We start from the raw sequence: 14,379 nt of genomic DNA, 5'->3' as shown, positions 1-14,379 counted from the left end.
TAAATGAAAAAGTGGTCCTCTGTACTTGCTGCCAGTGTAATGGCATTAAGTATCGGCACAGCATCGGCTGATGATGGTAAGACATTATATTTCTACAACTGGACGGAGTATGTGCCGCCTGGTTTGCTTGAACAGTTTACGAAAGAAACTGGGATTAAGGTGATTTATTCCACCTATGAATCCAATGAAAGCATGTATACCAAGTTAAAGACCTATAAAGAAGGTGCATATGATTTGGTGGTTCCTTCTACTTATTTTATTTCTAAAATGAGTCATGAAGGCATGCTACAAAAAATCGATAAATCAAAATTAACTCATTTTGATAATCTCGATCCTAGTTTATTACATAAATCATTCGACCCAGAAAATGATTACTCAATCCCTTATATTTGGGGAGCGACAGCTATTGGTATTAATAGCGATGAAGTTGATGTGAGTAGCATTACTTCATGGGCAGATTTATGGAAACCTGAATATAAAGATAGCCTGTTATTAACCGATGATGCCCGTGAAGTGTTCCAAATGGCATTATTGAAATTAGGTTATTCGGGCAATACAACTGATCCTAAACAGATTGAAGAAGCCTATAAAGAGCTACAAAAGTTGATGCCAAATGTATTAGCATTCAATTCAGATAACCCCGCTAACCCTTATATGCAAGGGGAAGTTAATTTAGGGATGATTTGGAATGGCTCGGCATTTATTGCTCGTGATGCTGGCGCCCCGATTGAAATGGTGTGGCCAAAAGAAGGGGGTATTTTCTGGATGGATAGCTTAGCGATACCTGCTAATGCTAAGAATGTCGAAGGTGCTCATAAACTTATCGACTTCTTATTACGTCCAGAAATAGCCGCCAAAGTTGCAGAGAATATTGGTTATCCAACACCAAACCTTGCCGCACAAAAATTACTACCAAATGTGATCACTAAAGATAATTCTCTTTATCCAACAGAAGAGATTATTAACAAAGGCGAATGGCAAAATGATGTGGGTGATGCAACTGTATTATACGAAAGCTATTACCAAAAATTAAAAGCCGGACGCTAATTACCTTTAATTTTTACCCTAAAGCCACCGTTAAGGTGGCTTTTTTATAATAGAAAAGAATACATATTTATTTAATTAAAAATAAAGAGAAGTAAAAGATAGCCAGTAATGAGAAAAAGAGTAAATAGATTACGTTCAATTAAAATCATTCTTAATACAGCTTTCGGCAATTAACCGATTGTTTTTTTCTTGAGTTTTTCTTCGTTGTTCAATACTTGAAATATGATTACTTTGTAAGAAGTAACTAATATGAACATCAAATTTCTCAGAGATACGATAAATTAATTCGATACTGATCCTATTTGTTCCTCGTTCATAACGAGAAAGCTGTTGCTGGCTTATCTCTAATTCTTTAGCGAATAAAGTACCTGAATATTTTAATTTTTTTCGTAAATGGCGTATTCGCTGACCTATACGAAAATTAATGGTTTTGCTGTTATCTATCATTTATCAGCCTTAAAAATTCAAATCATCATTGATAAGAAAAAGTCAGACTGGCCAACCCGTTTGCTTTACCAGGTTTTAGTGTTCCAGTCGTGATATACCGAGTTGACAGGTTTAATGTGTAGTTTTCGTTATTAGATGTTGTTATATGAAGTAAACGTTGGTTAGGTTGTCCCGTTGCACTAATGTCAGGTCCATAAGTTACGGGGGTAGGGGTATCATTAAAGAAAAATTGAATACCAATACCTGATGCATCTGAATCTGATGTTAAGGTGAGAATATCCGTATTATTAGAATAGGTAGATTGATCGGTCATACTGGCGTACAAGTGAACATTGGTATCACAAGTCACTGAAATGGGCTTTGTTTGTATTTTTGAAGTTGAACCAACAGCACTCATCTCTCTCATTGAAATATCACCTAACTCATAGGTTAGGTTTTTGGTATTGACTGTGCAGCCACGAGCTTTAATGGTGATTGTTACAGGATTTATCGCGACAAGTGAGGTGTTATTTCCTTTATGAGCACCGCCGTACTCAGACCAAGTATTGGCAATTACGGTGTAAGGAATATTATAAACGCCAGTTTCTAAGTGTTCGTCAGTAACGACAAAGACAACTTTTGCTTTTAATGAGACGCGGTCTACGCCTTTGTTTACTGTTGAGCCTGCTGCGGGATAAATAATCGTTGCACTTGAGCCTGTGCCGACATCAATAGGCACATAAGAAACATTGTCATTATTATCTTTTAACCCAAAGGCATAACCAATACCTTTTACGCCAGCAAGAGCATACACAGGATATCGATTACTGCCTTCATAATAGTAGATCCCACTTATTTTTGAACCTAATGCATTGGCATAGAGTGTTTCAACCCAACATTTTTGTAGGAATTTGTTCTCACATTTGAAACCATTATAAACAGATGTTTCCCCAATCCATGTTGAAGTGATTGGCGTACCGGCTGGCGTTCCATCAGCAGCACCATCAAAACTCATAGGTACAGGTGATACAATAAGAGGATCTGCCACTGCCCATACCCTTTTCTCAGGGATAAACACTAAAAAAACCAGTAATGATAAGAAAGAAAGGAAATATTTCATTATTGGTACTCCAGTAAAAAAGTCGCAGTCGCATTAGCTTGCCCTGAACTAACAGGCAAATGTGTTGCGACGTAGCGGGCATAGAATTGCAAGGTATTATCTTGATTAGGCAATAACAGGTAAGATTGGCTTTTCTCATTGATGGCAATAGGTGTGCCTGATTTATCCATAAGTGCAATAGCAATACCTTGAGCACCATCCTGATTAACTGCAAGTAATGTATTATCTGATGCAGAAGGCGTCCCTTTGAAGCTGACTTTCACGCCACTGGCTTCGGGTTGGCAATCTACCAACTTAATACTAAAAGGGATAATAGGTGTACGTTGTTGAGTAATTGTCGTTGAAGTGAAATCTTTAGTCGCAATATTACCTAGTTTCACCGTAATTGTTTTTGAGTTGGTTTCTACTGTACAAGTGTTGCCGGTTACTCGGGCATTAATTTGAATCAAAGTATCATAAGTATTGCCTTTGCTTATAGAAAGTATCAATAAAGCCAAAACAAGCATTAATCTGCGCATTATTGGCACTCCTGTGTCATTTTTACAAAGGGTTCATTGTGTTGTTCAATAGGTAATTGATAGTTCACTTGGCAATGTTTAGATGATTCATTGCCCCAGCGAACATCTAATAGGCCTGAGTGAGGTACGCCAGAGAGGTAGAGCAAACCATCATCGCCCACAATACCGGAGAGATGATTCTGTTTATCGGTAGCGATAGCACCGAAAGGTAGCGGTCGCCCTTGTTGTTTTAATGTCAGTAATAATCGATATCCTGTTTTAGCGTCAAAGTTAACTTTAATAACTGCACCTTGAGTAGGAATGACTTGTTGAATATTTTGTTCAATTTCGATGTTATCTGGGAGAGCCGTGGTATCTAGAGCAACTTTGTTTTGGCGATAAGCTGTGGCATAGGGAATAACCGCGAATCCACGCCAATCAGTATAAATTCCTGTTGCATTATCAATCGGTACATCTGCTGTTTTGCCAGCATCAACTAAAATGGTATTTGAGCTTAATGGCTGACTTAATGTGATCCCTTCACTGTGTAACAGCATGCCACCTGCAAGGCTGTAATTGAGTTGCTGAGCATCTTGATGGTAGTTATAACCAGCATTGAAATTGCCATAGCGACTTTGATATCCAAGAGAAGCACTTCCCGTATAATTGCCACCTTGATTGCTATATCCCTGTTGAACACTGTAATTTAACGTATTGTCGTCAAGCAATGTGCCAGCAACACCTGCATTATGAGCAGAATAACCGTTATTATTGTGGCTGTAGTTATAAGTGAGATAGGCACTATTGATGGGTTGATAACCTGAAGGCATAAGAAGTTGTAACGGAATAGAAACGCCAAAAGAGAGTGTTTGATCCCTTTCTCCACTATTCATCATGCGGTTATAACTGTAAATAATGTTGTAAGAAAGTCCTTTGATATTGCCGTTATAACCCGTTTGGACTAAGACGTTTTTCTCATTCGTTCCCCAATAGTTTTGCCAGTGTGTTGTCATAAAAACAGAGCCATAATCGGCAAGTTGTTGTGATAAATTGATCTGGAGACTGCCTTTTTTATGATTACGCAAGTCAAAATAACGTGAAGGAGTCTGTTGATTATCTTCATAGAGATAGCCAGACATACGTGTGTTGAGCGTCTCTTCTAGCGTGTAAAATCCAGAAGTAGAATAGCGATAGCCTAATAATTGAAAATTAGTACCAAATTGGTTAAGTGATTTTGCGTAGAGAAAGCGTAAAGAGTAGCCTTCTGATGTCGAATTATCTGGTAGTTTACTATGAGCAAAAGTGATATCTGTTGATAATGCACCTAAAGAGCCCATATTTTTACCGGCTCCAAGTGCATAAGATTGATAATCAGCGCTAACTAAAGCCCCACCATATACTGTTGTGTCATAAGGCAATCCATAGATTAGATGGCCTTGTAGAAAGCGTGGTTTTTTATTTTGGTTATTTTGGCGGATTTCACCTGCTTGAATAACAAATTGTTTTTGACCTTCTCGCTGTAAAATGGGCACTGCAGAATACGGCACAACATAATCATGTTTACTGCCATCATTCTCTTCAATAGAAACATAGAGATCTCCGCTATTTGATGTTGGATAGAGATCCTTAATTTCAAATGCTCCAGGCGCAACAAAGGTTTGGTAAATAACATAGCCATTTTGTTTTATAACGACTTTGGCATTACTATTTGCTATTCCCCTAACAATAGGGGCAAAACCTCTTTGGCTATCAGGCAACATGGTGTCATCGCTTTCTAAGGAAATACCTCGGAAATTAATGCTGTCAAAAAGTGTTGATGACGTATAACTGTCGCCAATTTGTAATTGGCTTTTTAACGACACGATATTGCGTTGAAGATAGGTGTTGATGTGGTTCCACTGGTTTTTTCCATTAGATGAATGCCAAGTGGAATAATCTCTTAATCGCCAAGCGCCAATATTGATCCCACTACGTAGATTTAAATAGTAACTATTATTATGAGAATTTCCCCAACTGTTGGCACCGCTAAAGGTATAATTTAATATTCCCGCAGTAATACCGTTATCCCATTTTTCTGGTGGAATATAACCACGTGCTTTAAGATCTAAAGCTGCTTGAGGGATTTGAATTTTTAATGCTTGTTTCTCAATATCATAATTAATAACAGAGTCGGGAATAATGTCTTCAATATTAATACATTGTTTATCTGAGGCGTTTTCAATATCAGAAAATAGTTTAGTATTAATATTTAATGATAGATAAAAAGATTTATTTAAACAAGGAGTTACACTTTTATCTTGGCTAATAAAATGAATGTTTTCTGTTCTCAGATATTCATTATTAAAAATAATATCAAGAGGGTAATCTCCTGGTTTGATACTATTTCCGGCTTCAAAATAGCTTAAGTCAGCGACAGAATCGGGAGAGTCAGCCAAAAATGCAGGATTAAATCGGTTTGCACTGTGTGCTAAAAATGGCAAAGCCATTAATATTGTGATAGCACCAGAAAAGAAGAAATAAACTGTATTTTTATTAATCATGTTTTTTGACCAAGAAGTCTTGAGCTGATGTAATCTTTAATGAGAAATTTCTTTTTTTAATACAGCCGTCTGTGCGCCATAATCATTAATTGTTTGGAATGAAATGAGATTTGCATTACTTTTTATTTTTCCTAACACTAATTGAGATAACGGATTTATCATGATGCTGGTAGGAAGTTGATTATCCTTTACCGCTAAATTCACCATAGTTATATGATAAGGTGTTGGGTTATTCGCAATAAGCTCACCATTCTGGTAAGAAAAAGAAATCTGATTTGCAAACTTTTCATTATAAGCAGGCAAATTTCCGGGGCGATAGAAAAGCTTTATTCGGCTCTGTATTGCAATTTGTAGTGTATTTTCCTTAGCTAGTTCATCTTGTAATGAAGGGATTACTTTTACATTCATCCAAAATAAACTTTCTTTATCTTCAGGTAGTGGTGCACCGGTATACATAATTCTTAATGCATTTTCTTTATTGGCATCAAGAATATATAAAGGAGGCGTGACAATAAAATTATTATTTTTAACTCCGTTATTATCAGAAACCCATGACTGAATTAAAAAGCTATTTTCTTTATCTGAGTTAGTAATAACAAGGTTGGTTTGTTTAATATTTGAATTATAAATAATACGTGTGGCACCTAATGAAACACCATTAGAATAAGATAATAATGGAAAGAGAAAAATAGTAAGGAATATAAGTATTTTTTTCATAATAAAAATATATTAGGTAATGAATATAGGGCAATTGTATTTTTTGATAAAAATATGCCGTCCTTGGCAATCAGATATCAATCAAAAATGATGAGCAATTAAGAGTAAGTAACCATAAAGTTTGTGGTAACGTTTGCGCTACCTGCCTTAACGGTGTCATCAGTTGAAACAAGCGATGCGTTATAATTTAATTGGTTTTCGCCTTCAATTAACTTTTGAGTTGTTGATGGTTGGCCAGGAATAACATTTTTACTGCTTGAGTCAGTAATTTTTAATGCTACATTTGTCGCTGCACCACTACCTTGCAACGCAAATGCGCTTGCATCGCCGTCAGAGGCTGTACCATTAAAAGTAATTGCAGCTAATGTTGAAACAGTAATATCGCAGTTATTTAATTTAATACTAAAAGGAATACGACCTGTTTCATCACCTTTTTTAGTAAATTCGGCAACGCGGAATTGACCTAAACGAACAGTTTGGTTTGCTGAGCTACTATCAACACCACAAGCTGCATTAACAACAGAACCTTCAAAGTTTACAGTACCGCCATTAACGGTGACTTCTGTTGGTGCAGGAGTGCCGGTGTCTTCTGCAAATGCAGGTGCTACAATAACTGCCATTGCAGAAGTGATAATTGCAGACAATAATAACTTTTTCATTAATTATTCCTATGTTTTAAATATATATTTAACTATTAACTTAATATATTAAGTTAATAGTTAACGCTATTTATTCTCTATTTTTAAATAGAGAATAAAAGGGGATAAATTATTTTTTAGACGTGTAACGTAAGGCTGTTTATATATATTTAACAGAGAGCTGATTACCGCAATTATCGTAAAAACGATAAAACAGTCATATTCATACCTAAGTCAAATTCACAAAAATTATAGATGTGCTAAAAAAAATAGAGAAATCGTTTTAAACGATCGTTTTTAGCTTGTTTTATAGGTGATATCTATTGGTATCTTGATAACTATCGGTAATAGCTAGTGTTAAAAAGTGGAATAATACATTATTTTATCTAATGATTTCATGGTATCACATATCGTATTGATATTTATTGTATTTTTATTTTTTGTTTTTATTTCGTTGTAAGTCTCTAATAAGGAGCATCCTAAAAGGACTTTGTAAATATACTTATAAGATGATGTTTCATATGATATATTTCACAATGAAACTATTTATAAAAGGATACAAAAAATAACACTTTTTATGCTCAAAAGAGACGGTCTGGTTTCTTTTTTATTCAAATATAAAATTGAAATTTATATTTGAATAAAAAAATAGAAATATTATTTATTCATTTTAAATTGAAATTAAAAGACGTATTTTATAAATATAAAATTGATGATACTTTTTTTACTACTCATGGGAGTAGGTCAATATGTTTTATGTTTGATATTAATTGTAACAAAATGTTTCAGCATTCAACTTTTTTTGTTTTTTTGCATAAGAATGGTTAAAGCAATTATGCTGGTTTTATTTTAATATCGGCACTAATGGCACAATCTTAAATCTGAAGGCACAAAATGATATCTAGCTCATCAAAAGGGACGTTATATGGCATTGTTGCTATTCTTCTTTGGAGCACCATTGTTGGTTTAATTCGTAATATTAGTGAGTATTTTGGTGCTGTAGGGGGGGCTGCACTGATTTATACTACAGGAACAGTGTTTCTTATTTTGATCTTAGGTATACCTAAACTATCACTTTTTCCTAAACGTTATCTTTTTTGGGGAGCGATATTATTTGTTACATATGAAGTGTGTTTATCCTTGGCATTAGGATTTGCAACAGATAGAACACAAGCCATAGAACTAGGAATGGTGAATTATTTATGGCCTAGTTTTACCTTAGCACTTGCTGTCATAGTCAATAAACAGCGATTCTCTATTTTACTGATCATAGGATTATTATGTTCATTTAGTGGATTAGTTTGGGTTGTTAGTGGGGATAATCCTCTAACTATTGAAGGCTTATGGCAAAATATTCAAAGCAATCCATTAAGCTATATATTGGCGTTTTCAGGTGCCATTTTATGGGCATTTTATAGCAATTTAACTCGTCTTATTTCTGGTGGGAATAATGGTATAGTGCCTTTTTTCTTATTAACCTCACTTGCGTTATGGGGGCAATACCTATTTTCAACGCCAGTTGAATGGATTATTAATATAAAAAGTATCACGCTTTTGTTAATCACGGGTGCAGCAATTGGGCTTGCTAATGCGGCTTGGACAATCGGTATGATCAGAGGCAATGTAACCTTATTAGCCACACTCTCTTATTTTACGCCTGTTATTTCTACTGCATTTTCCTCAATACTATTGTCTACCGCCCTTTCTTTCTCATTTTGGCAGGGGGTAATGATGGTGACAGGCGGTTCTTTAATTTGCTGGTTAGCAACTCGTCAAAAAACGATAAAACCACTTAAAATGACCAAATAACCTAAAATAGGGGGTTTTTAAGTCAAATGTTGACGTAAATAGAGGTTGTTGGATCAAGAAATTCTATTTAAAAAGGGCATTTGTGTAAGTTGAAATTTTTTCACTATGCGATGAGGAAAATATCGGCTTATCTATATTACTTATAAACTGAAAAGTTACACTTGGAACATCTCCAATGAAGATGTGTTAAGTAATACGATAAGAACAAATGCAACAAAAAAGGAATTGCTATGAAACTTGAGACACTTTCTGTTCACGCCGGTTATTCACCTGATCCAACCACAAAAGCCGTTGCTGTACCTATTTACCAAACGACATCTTACGCATTTGATGATACGCAGCATGGTGCCGATCTTTTTGACTTAAAAGTGCCCGGCAATATTTATACCCGTATAATGAACCCAACCAATGACGTATTAGAAAAACGAGTTGCAGCATTAGAAGGCGGGATCGCAGCAGTTGCTGTAGCGTCAGGTATGGCGGCAATTACTTATGCAATCCAAACAATTGCACAAGTCGGTGACAATATTGTTTCTGTCGCGAAGCTGTATGGTGGTACTTATAATTTAATGGCACACACTTTCCCTCGTATTGGTATTGAAGCACGTTTTACTCCCCATGATGATATTACGGCTCTTGAAGCGTTAATTGACGACAAAACAAAAGCGGTATTTTGTGAAACTATTACAAACCCAAGCGGAAATATTGTTGATATTCAAGCATTGGCTGATGTTGCTCACCGTCATGGTGTACCTTTGATTGTTGATAATACGGTTGCAACACCTTATTTGTGTCGTCCTTTTGAACATGGCGCAGATATTATTATCCACTCGTTAACTAAATATATTGGCGGTCACGGCAACTCGATTGGTGGCATTGTTGTTGATTCTGGTAAATTCCCTTGGGCTGAGCATAAAGATCGTTTTGAAATATTAAATACACCTGATGTTTCTTATCATGGCGTAAATTACGTTGAGCACTTTGGTGCTGCTGCTTATATAGCAAGATGTCGTGTTGCGCCTTTGCGTGGAACAGGTGCTGCATTGTCACCATTTAATGCTTTTTTAATTCTACAAGGGTTAGAAACGCTGGCTCTACGTATGGATCGCCACACTGAAAATGCACAAAAAGTAGCAGAATATCTGCAGAATCATCCTCAAGTGGCATGGGTTAAATATGCGGGGTTAAACAATCACCCTGAACATGATTTAGCGGTACGTTATATGTCAGGTAAGCCCGCGGGTATTCTCTCTTTTGGTATTAAAGGGAGCGCTGAAGCGGGTGCAAAATTTATCGATGCATTGCAACTCATTGTTCGTCTTGTGAATATTGGTGATGCAAAATCATTAGCATGTCATCCTGCATCAACTACACATCGCCAATTAAATGATGAAGAATTAGAACGGGCAGGCGTTTCACGCGATTTAATTCGTCTATCTATTGGTATTGAGCATATTGATGATATTTTAGAGGATTTAGAACAAGCATTAAAAGCCAGTATTTAATTAAAGTTATACATTAAGAATTAAAACCTTCTTTATTTAAAGAAGGTTTTTAATATTTAAAACCCTGAGTTTGTTTGATACTAGATTTCTTTATAAAGTATTGATGATTTTATTTCAATAGATGATCATATTATGAAGTCTATTTAATATAAAGTTAAATTAGAAAAGAATATTAATCCTAATTTAAAATAAACAAATAATGTATTGTTTTCTTTATTTTTTCTGATTTTTGTTTTTAATAAAATAATAAGTTAAATTTTATTTTTGATAAAAATCAAATTTAACTTATCTTCAAATTATTAATTTATCTATCTAGGTCAAAACTGTAAATTAATTTAAATTTTTAAATTAAATTTGATTAAAAATAAAGGAATGTGAAGTCAACTGCATTATTTACAGATAATTAGTACGAGTCTAAAAGTGATTGATTTTGATCAATAAGGAACATACCGACTGGTCGGTATTATCCTATGCATGAATACGACTGCGCATCACCGAAAAAAAGACCCCATCCGAGTTCAAGAACAATTATTGGAAGCGGCAAGCGTTATTGTGGCTAATGAAGGAATAGCCTCTCTTTCTTTAAATGCCGTAGCAAAAGAAGCGGGTGTAAGTAAAGGTGGTCTACTTCATCACTTCCCCGGAAAATTGGAATTAGTGCAGGCCGTATTTAAACGGCTATTAGGTATTATGGATAGTCGTATTGCAGTTATTATGGAAAATGATCCTATTGAAGCAGGGCGTTTTTCTCGTGCGTATTTAACTTATATTTCTGATTTGAAACAGTCTGACGAAAGTCGCCAATTAGCGATATTGTCTTTAGCCATGCCAAATGAACCTATTATGCGTAAATGCTGGCGAGATTGGATGCTAGACCATTTAGCCAAAGGCGATAAATTAGATAATAGTTATTTAGGTACTTTAATTCGTTATGCCGCAGATGGTCTTTGGTTATCTGAATTAACAGAGGGCCCTACGCTTTCACAAGAAGAGCGTAACGCATTAGTAGAAAGATTATCTGAGATGACATTTGACTATATAGCAAACACAAAAAATCAGTAATTTTAATCAGGATGAATGAGGGCACAATGAAATACAAAATAAATGCCTTAATTTATTACGACGCAACGGATGGCGCGATATCATTAGAAAAAGACAGTGTTGATACACATCTTTCTATTACTGCAAATGCGTTACTTTTTTATTTTATTCAGCACCCTGGAGTGGTTAATCGTGATGAAGTATTAAAACGTGTTTGGGATGATAATGGGTTAGTTTCATCAAATAGTAATTTAAACCAATATTTAAGTTTATTAAGAAAAACATTTCGCCATTATGGTATTGAAAATATCATTGTTACCATTGCGAAAGGACGATTAGAGTTTAATCCAGATATTTCAGTTGAATTGATTGATGATTCAACGCTATTACCTTCAACTAAAAAAAATGAAGAAACGCCTATTTTAGTTAACGATGAAAATCAAATAGCTGTTGAAACAGTGACACCTTTATCTTTAACGCAAACACCTTTAGCGTCTACGCAAGAAGAAGCGCTTCAAAAAACACAGAAACCAGAAATTTGTTGGTATTTAGCCAGCATTGGTTTTTTATTAGGTGCGGTATTTCTTGCAGTGATCATCTTTTTTAACCAACACCAATCAAAGCCAATTTCACTAACACCATTAACACACAATGATTGTGAGCTACTTTCTAATGAAGCCATGATTAATTCTGCGGTAAGTGATAATTATGTGCGTAATTTTGACGCGGTAAGAAAGAAGCTTAATTTACAGTGTGTAAAAGGTGAGCGATTTGTTTTCTTTTATGGTGATAAATTACAAACAAATGGATTAGGGCGGGTATTTTTAGCTCATTGTGCAAAGAACGAAGATAACCCATTCAGTTATTGCGATAATTACTTTTACTATTCTTGGAAATACTAATGAAAATCTCAGGGAAACTTTTATGTTTTTTATCGGCCCTGATTTTTATCTTGGTCGCCACTTATGCAGCAACAAGATTATTAACGATTAAAAATGAAGGTGTCATGGTTTGCTCAACCAAAGGCATTATGCGTTTTGAAAATATGGAAGATGAAAATGTGAATGGTAATATTCATTTTTCATTTGGAGCCAATGGTAAAGGATCAATTGTTGTTGAAGGTTATACCACTTCAAAAGCAGGGTGGTTGTATTTACAACGTTATGTGAAATTTGATTATACGACCAAGCGTGTTTCACCGACAGAACGTCACTATTTTGTTAGCCAATGGGATGCTAGTGCATCATCAATTGATGAATCTCCAGACGTTATTTTTGATTATTTTATGCGCGAAATGTCAGATAGTCATGATGGGTTATTTATTAATGCACAAAAGCTTAATGAGAAAACCTTACTATTAAGTTCGCTTAATTCACCTCTCTATATTTGTACCTTAAAACCGGGTAGTAAATTCGATTAACTTTGACGTTTTATCTCATGTTCTTTTTATCAAAAGGTGGTGCATTATAATCACCTTTTGATTTAATCCCCTTCGTTTATAACTCTCTTCTTTCTTCTTTCTATCAGTGCTTATCGGCTTAGTTGAATGACAGTAATTAAAATTGATAACAGTGAGGTTCACTCACTTTGCTCATTAATGAGTAACGGTTTAATACGCTTATTCTTTGCAGGTTGTCTGCTGATTATTTGAATAGAGTGTAGTAATAGTGATTCTGTGTCTTGCTACTGATACAAAGCACATCAATATTTACCTTGATAGAGACGTCATGACAAAAAAAGAGCACGATTTGTATATAGACTTGATTTAGCCTTTTTCAATTATTGATCTTACGTTGAATTATCAGTGATATTCCGCACATCTTTCCCACCGATATGTACTGGCTTTTTGCACCTTTTAAACATCCTCCTAACAAAGTTAATTTGCCTGTTTTTTAATCTATCTTTTATGAGAATGGGTAAATTTATAACGATGAAAAAAACAAATTAACAGCATAGAACGATAAATAGAGAGATAAAAAACACTAAATCCCAGAGTTAAATTCTATATGTTGCAACATCATGGATTTATATTTTGTTTTTGTTTTTCCGCGTTATAGTGATTTTGCAACCAACGTCTGCGTTTAAAAAATCACCACGCAGACACAATGGGCAAACGTAAACCGTTAAACGGCTTCTCGGAGGAAATGAAAATGGGTGATGCATTAGGTCTGATCGAAACCAAAGGTCTGGTGGCATGTATTGAAGCCGCTGACGCTATGTGTAAAGCCGCGAACGTTGAACTTATTGGCTATGAAAATGTGGGTTCAGGTCTCGTGACTGCGATGGTGAAAGGCGACGTAGGCGCAGTGAAAGCTGCAGTAGATTCAGGTGTGGAGTCAGCACAACGCGTGGGTGAAGTTGTTACATCGCTCGTGATTGCTCGTCCTCACAATGACATCAACAAGATTGTTATCAAACACAAGGCATAGTTTTTGCCTTAGGAGAACGTATGGGTGATGCATTAGGACTTATTGAAACTCAAGGGCTGGTGGCTTGTATTGAAGCTGCAGACGCGATGTGTAAAGCGGCAAATGTTGAGTTAATCGGCTACGAAAATGTGGGTTCAGGTTTAGTGACTGCAATGGTGAAAGGTGATGTAGGTGCCGTTAAAGCCGCTGTGGAATCTGGCTTAGAAGCTGCTCAACGTGTTGGTACTGTTGTGACTTCATTAGTCATCGCTCGTCCACATAACGATATTCAAAAAATCGTTGCCCAGTACAAAGTGACTGAATAACGAAGGAAATAAATATGAAAGAAGCACTAGGTCTAGTTGAAACCAAAGGTCTTGTCGCTTGCATTGAAGCTGCTGATGCAATGTGCAAAGCAGCCAATGTTGAACTGATTGGTTATGAAAACGTCGGTTCAGGTTTAGTGACAGCAATGGTGAAAGGCGATGTCGGTGCAGTCAATGCAGCGGTTGAGTCAGGTGTTGAAGCGGCAAAACGTATCGGCACCGTGGTGACTTCTCGTGTTATTGCAAGACCGCATAACGATATCGAGAAAATCGCACAACAGCATAAAGCCTAATTATTCAGGCGT

15 protein-coding genes are annotated in these 14,379 nt (G+C 35.7%); 9 read left to right on the top strand and 6 right to left on the bottom strand.

Annotation, left to right across the window (positions count from 1 at the left end):
- The first annotated feature begins 3 nt into the window (after positions 1 to 3).
- Positions 4 to 1,047 carry a spermidine/putrescine ABC transporter substrate-binding protein PotD gene (gene potD / locus H1225_RS13915; protein ID WP_006536345.1) on the top strand — a complete coding sequence of 348 codons (1,044 nt, stop codon included), beginning with the start codon at positions 4 to 6 and terminating at the stop codon, positions 1,045 to 1,047.
- 135 nt (positions 1,048 to 1,182) lie between these two features.
- On the opposite strand, the gene H1225_RS13910 is transcribed toward potD, so the two are convergent.
- The 6 genes from H1225_RS13910 to H1225_RS13885 form a co-directional block, all read right to left on the bottom strand.
- Positions 1,183 to 1,494, bottom strand: coding sequence for a helix-turn-helix domain-containing protein (locus H1225_RS13910; RefSeq protein ID WP_072064475.1), 312 nt, complete (start codon positions 1,492 to 1,494; stop codon positions 1,183 to 1,185).
- 25 nt (positions 1,495 to 1,519) lie between these two features.
- Positions 1,520 to 2,593 (bottom strand): fimbrial protein, encoded by a 1,074-nt coding sequence (locus H1225_RS13905; RefSeq protein ID WP_109848142.1) that lies wholly within the window; start codon positions 2,591 to 2,593, stop codon positions 1,520 to 1,522.
- On the bottom strand, positions 2,593 to 3,111 hold the full coding sequence (locus H1225_RS13900) for a fimbrial protein (RefSeq protein WP_109848143.1): 519 nt from the start codon (positions 3,109 to 3,111) through the stop codon (positions 2,593 to 2,595). Before H1225_RS13900 ends, H1225_RS13905 begins: the two co-directional genes overlap by 1 nt.
- Complete coding sequence (locus tag H1225_RS13895; protein WP_109848144.1) at positions 3,111 to 5,630, bottom strand: fimbria/pilus outer membrane usher protein; 2,520 nt, start codon at positions 5,628 to 5,630, stop codon at positions 3,111 to 3,113. The genes H1225_RS13900 and H1225_RS13895 overlap by 1 nt, the downstream gene beginning before the upstream one ends.
- 36 nt (positions 5,631 to 5,666) lie before the next feature.
- Positions 5,667 to 6,347 carry a fimbrial biogenesis chaperone gene (locus tag H1225_RS13890; protein ID WP_109400119.1) on the bottom strand — a complete coding sequence of 227 codons (681 nt, stop codon included), beginning with the start codon at positions 6,345 to 6,347 and terminating at the stop codon, positions 5,667 to 5,669.
- A 98-nt stretch (positions 6,348 to 6,445) separates the two neighbouring features.
- Complete coding sequence (locus tag H1225_RS13885; protein ID WP_006536338.1) at positions 6,446 to 7,006, bottom strand: fimbrial protein; 561 nt, start codon at positions 7,004 to 7,006, stop codon at positions 6,446 to 6,448.
- Between the two features lie 873 nt (positions 7,007 to 7,879).
- Between H1225_RS13885 and yddG the strand changes: the two genes are divergently transcribed.
- The 8 genes from yddG to H1225_RS13845 all read left to right on the top strand — a co-directional run bounded on the left by yddG (position 7,880) and on the right by H1225_RS13845 (position 14,367).
- Positions 7,880 to 8,794 carry an aromatic amino acid DMT transporter YddG gene (gene yddG / locus H1225_RS13880; protein ID WP_006536337.1) on the top strand — a complete coding sequence of 305 codons (915 nt, stop codon included), beginning with the start codon at positions 7,880 to 7,882 and terminating at the stop codon, positions 8,792 to 8,794.
- A gap of 230 nt (positions 8,795 to 9,024) precedes the next feature.
- Complete coding sequence (locus H1225_RS13875; protein ID WP_239739199.1) at positions 9,025 to 10,299, top strand: bifunctional O-acetylhomoserine aminocarboxypropyltransferase/cysteine synthase; 1,275 nt, start codon at positions 9,025 to 9,027, stop codon at positions 10,297 to 10,299.
- Positions 10,300 to 10,773: 474 nt separating this feature from the next.
- Positions 10,774 to 11,361: a TetR/AcrR family transcriptional regulator gene (locus tag H1225_RS13870; RefSeq protein WP_006536334.1), complete on the top strand. Its 588-nt coding sequence runs from the start codon at positions 10,774 to 10,776 to the stop codon at positions 11,359 to 11,361.
- Between the two features lie 26 nt (positions 11,362 to 11,387).
- Positions 11,388 to 12,242, top strand: coding sequence for a transcriptional regulator (locus tag H1225_RS13865; RefSeq protein ID WP_161727407.1), 855 nt, complete (start codon positions 11,388 to 11,390; stop codon positions 12,240 to 12,242).
- Positions 12,242 to 12,760 (top strand): FidL-like protein, encoded by a 519-nt coding sequence (locus H1225_RS13860; protein WP_006536331.1) that lies wholly within the window; start codon positions 12,242 to 12,244, stop codon positions 12,758 to 12,760. Before H1225_RS13865 ends, H1225_RS13860 begins: the two co-directional genes overlap by 1 nt.
- Before the next feature lie 730 nt (positions 12,761 to 13,490).
- Positions 13,491 to 13,769, top strand: a complete 279-nt coding sequence (locus H1225_RS13855) for a BMC domain-containing protein (RefSeq protein ID WP_004249182.1) — start codon at positions 13,491 to 13,493, stop codon at positions 13,767 to 13,769.
- Between the two features lie 20 nt (positions 13,770 to 13,789).
- A complete protein-coding gene (locus tag H1225_RS13850; RefSeq protein WP_006536329.1) occupies positions 13,790 to 14,074 on the top strand; it encodes a BMC domain-containing protein in 285 nt (94 codons plus the stop codon).
- Positions 14,075 to 14,088: 14 nt separating this feature from the next.
- On the top strand, positions 14,089 to 14,367 hold the full coding sequence (locus H1225_RS13845; protein WP_006536328.1) for a BMC domain-containing protein: 279 nt from the start codon (positions 14,089 to 14,091) through the stop codon (positions 14,365 to 14,367).
- Positions 14,368 to 14,379: the final 12 nt, after the last annotated feature.

The sequence above is a fragment of the Proteus penneri genome, assembly GCF_022369495.1.
GTDB classification, from domain to species: Bacteria; Pseudomonadota; Gammaproteobacteria; order Enterobacterales; family Enterobacteriaceae; genus Proteus; species Proteus penneri.
This window is presented reverse-complemented; position numbering and strand designations above follow the sequence as displayed.

Coding starts and splice junctions, on each gene's coding strand:
- potD (WP_006536345.1), top strand. CDS start 4: ATGAAAAAGTGGTCCTCTGTACTTGCTGCCAGTGTAATGGCATTAAGT.
- H1225_RS13910 (WP_072064475.1), bottom strand. CDS start 1,494: ATGATAGATAACAGCAAAACCATTAATTTTCGTATAGGTCAGCGAATA.
- H1225_RS13905 (WP_109848142.1), bottom strand. CDS start 2,593: ATGAAATATTTCCTTTCTTTCTTATCATTACTGGTTTTTTTAGTGTTT.
- H1225_RS13900 (WP_109848143.1), bottom strand. CDS start 3,111: ATGCGCAGATTAATGCTTGTTTTGGCTTTATTGATACTTTCTATAAGC.
- H1225_RS13895 (WP_109848144.1), bottom strand. CDS start 5,630: ATGATTAATAAAAATACAGTTTATTTCTTCTTTTCTGGTGCTATCACA.
- H1225_RS13890 (WP_109400119.1), bottom strand. CDS start 6,347: ATGAAAAAAATACTTATATTCCTTACTATTTTTCTCTTTCCATTATTA.
- H1225_RS13885 (WP_006536338.1), bottom strand. CDS start 7,006: ATGAAAAAGTTATTATTGTCTGCAATTATCACTTCTGCAATGGCAGTT.
- yddG (WP_006536337.1), top strand. CDS start 7,880: ATGATATCTAGCTCATCAAAAGGGACGTTATATGGCATTGTTGCTATT.
- H1225_RS13875 (WP_239739199.1), top strand. CDS start 9,025: ATGAAACTTGAGACACTTTCTGTTCACGCCGGTTATTCACCTGATCCA.
- H1225_RS13870 (WP_006536334.1), top strand. CDS start 10,774: ATGAATACGACTGCGCATCACCGAAAAAAAGACCCCATCCGAGTTCAA.
- H1225_RS13865 (WP_161727407.1), top strand. CDS start 11,388: ATGAAATACAAAATAAATGCCTTAATTTATTACGACGCAACGGATGGC.
- H1225_RS13860 (WP_006536331.1), top strand. CDS start 12,242: ATGAAAATCTCAGGGAAACTTTTATGTTTTTTATCGGCCCTGATTTTT.
- H1225_RS13855 (WP_004249182.1), top strand. CDS start 13,491: ATGGGTGATGCATTAGGTCTGATCGAAACCAAAGGTCTGGTGGCATGT.
- H1225_RS13850 (WP_006536329.1), top strand. CDS start 13,790: ATGGGTGATGCATTAGGACTTATTGAAACTCAAGGGCTGGTGGCTTGT.
- H1225_RS13845 (WP_006536328.1), top strand. CDS start 14,089: ATGAAAGAAGCACTAGGTCTAGTTGAAACCAAAGGTCTTGTCGCTTGC.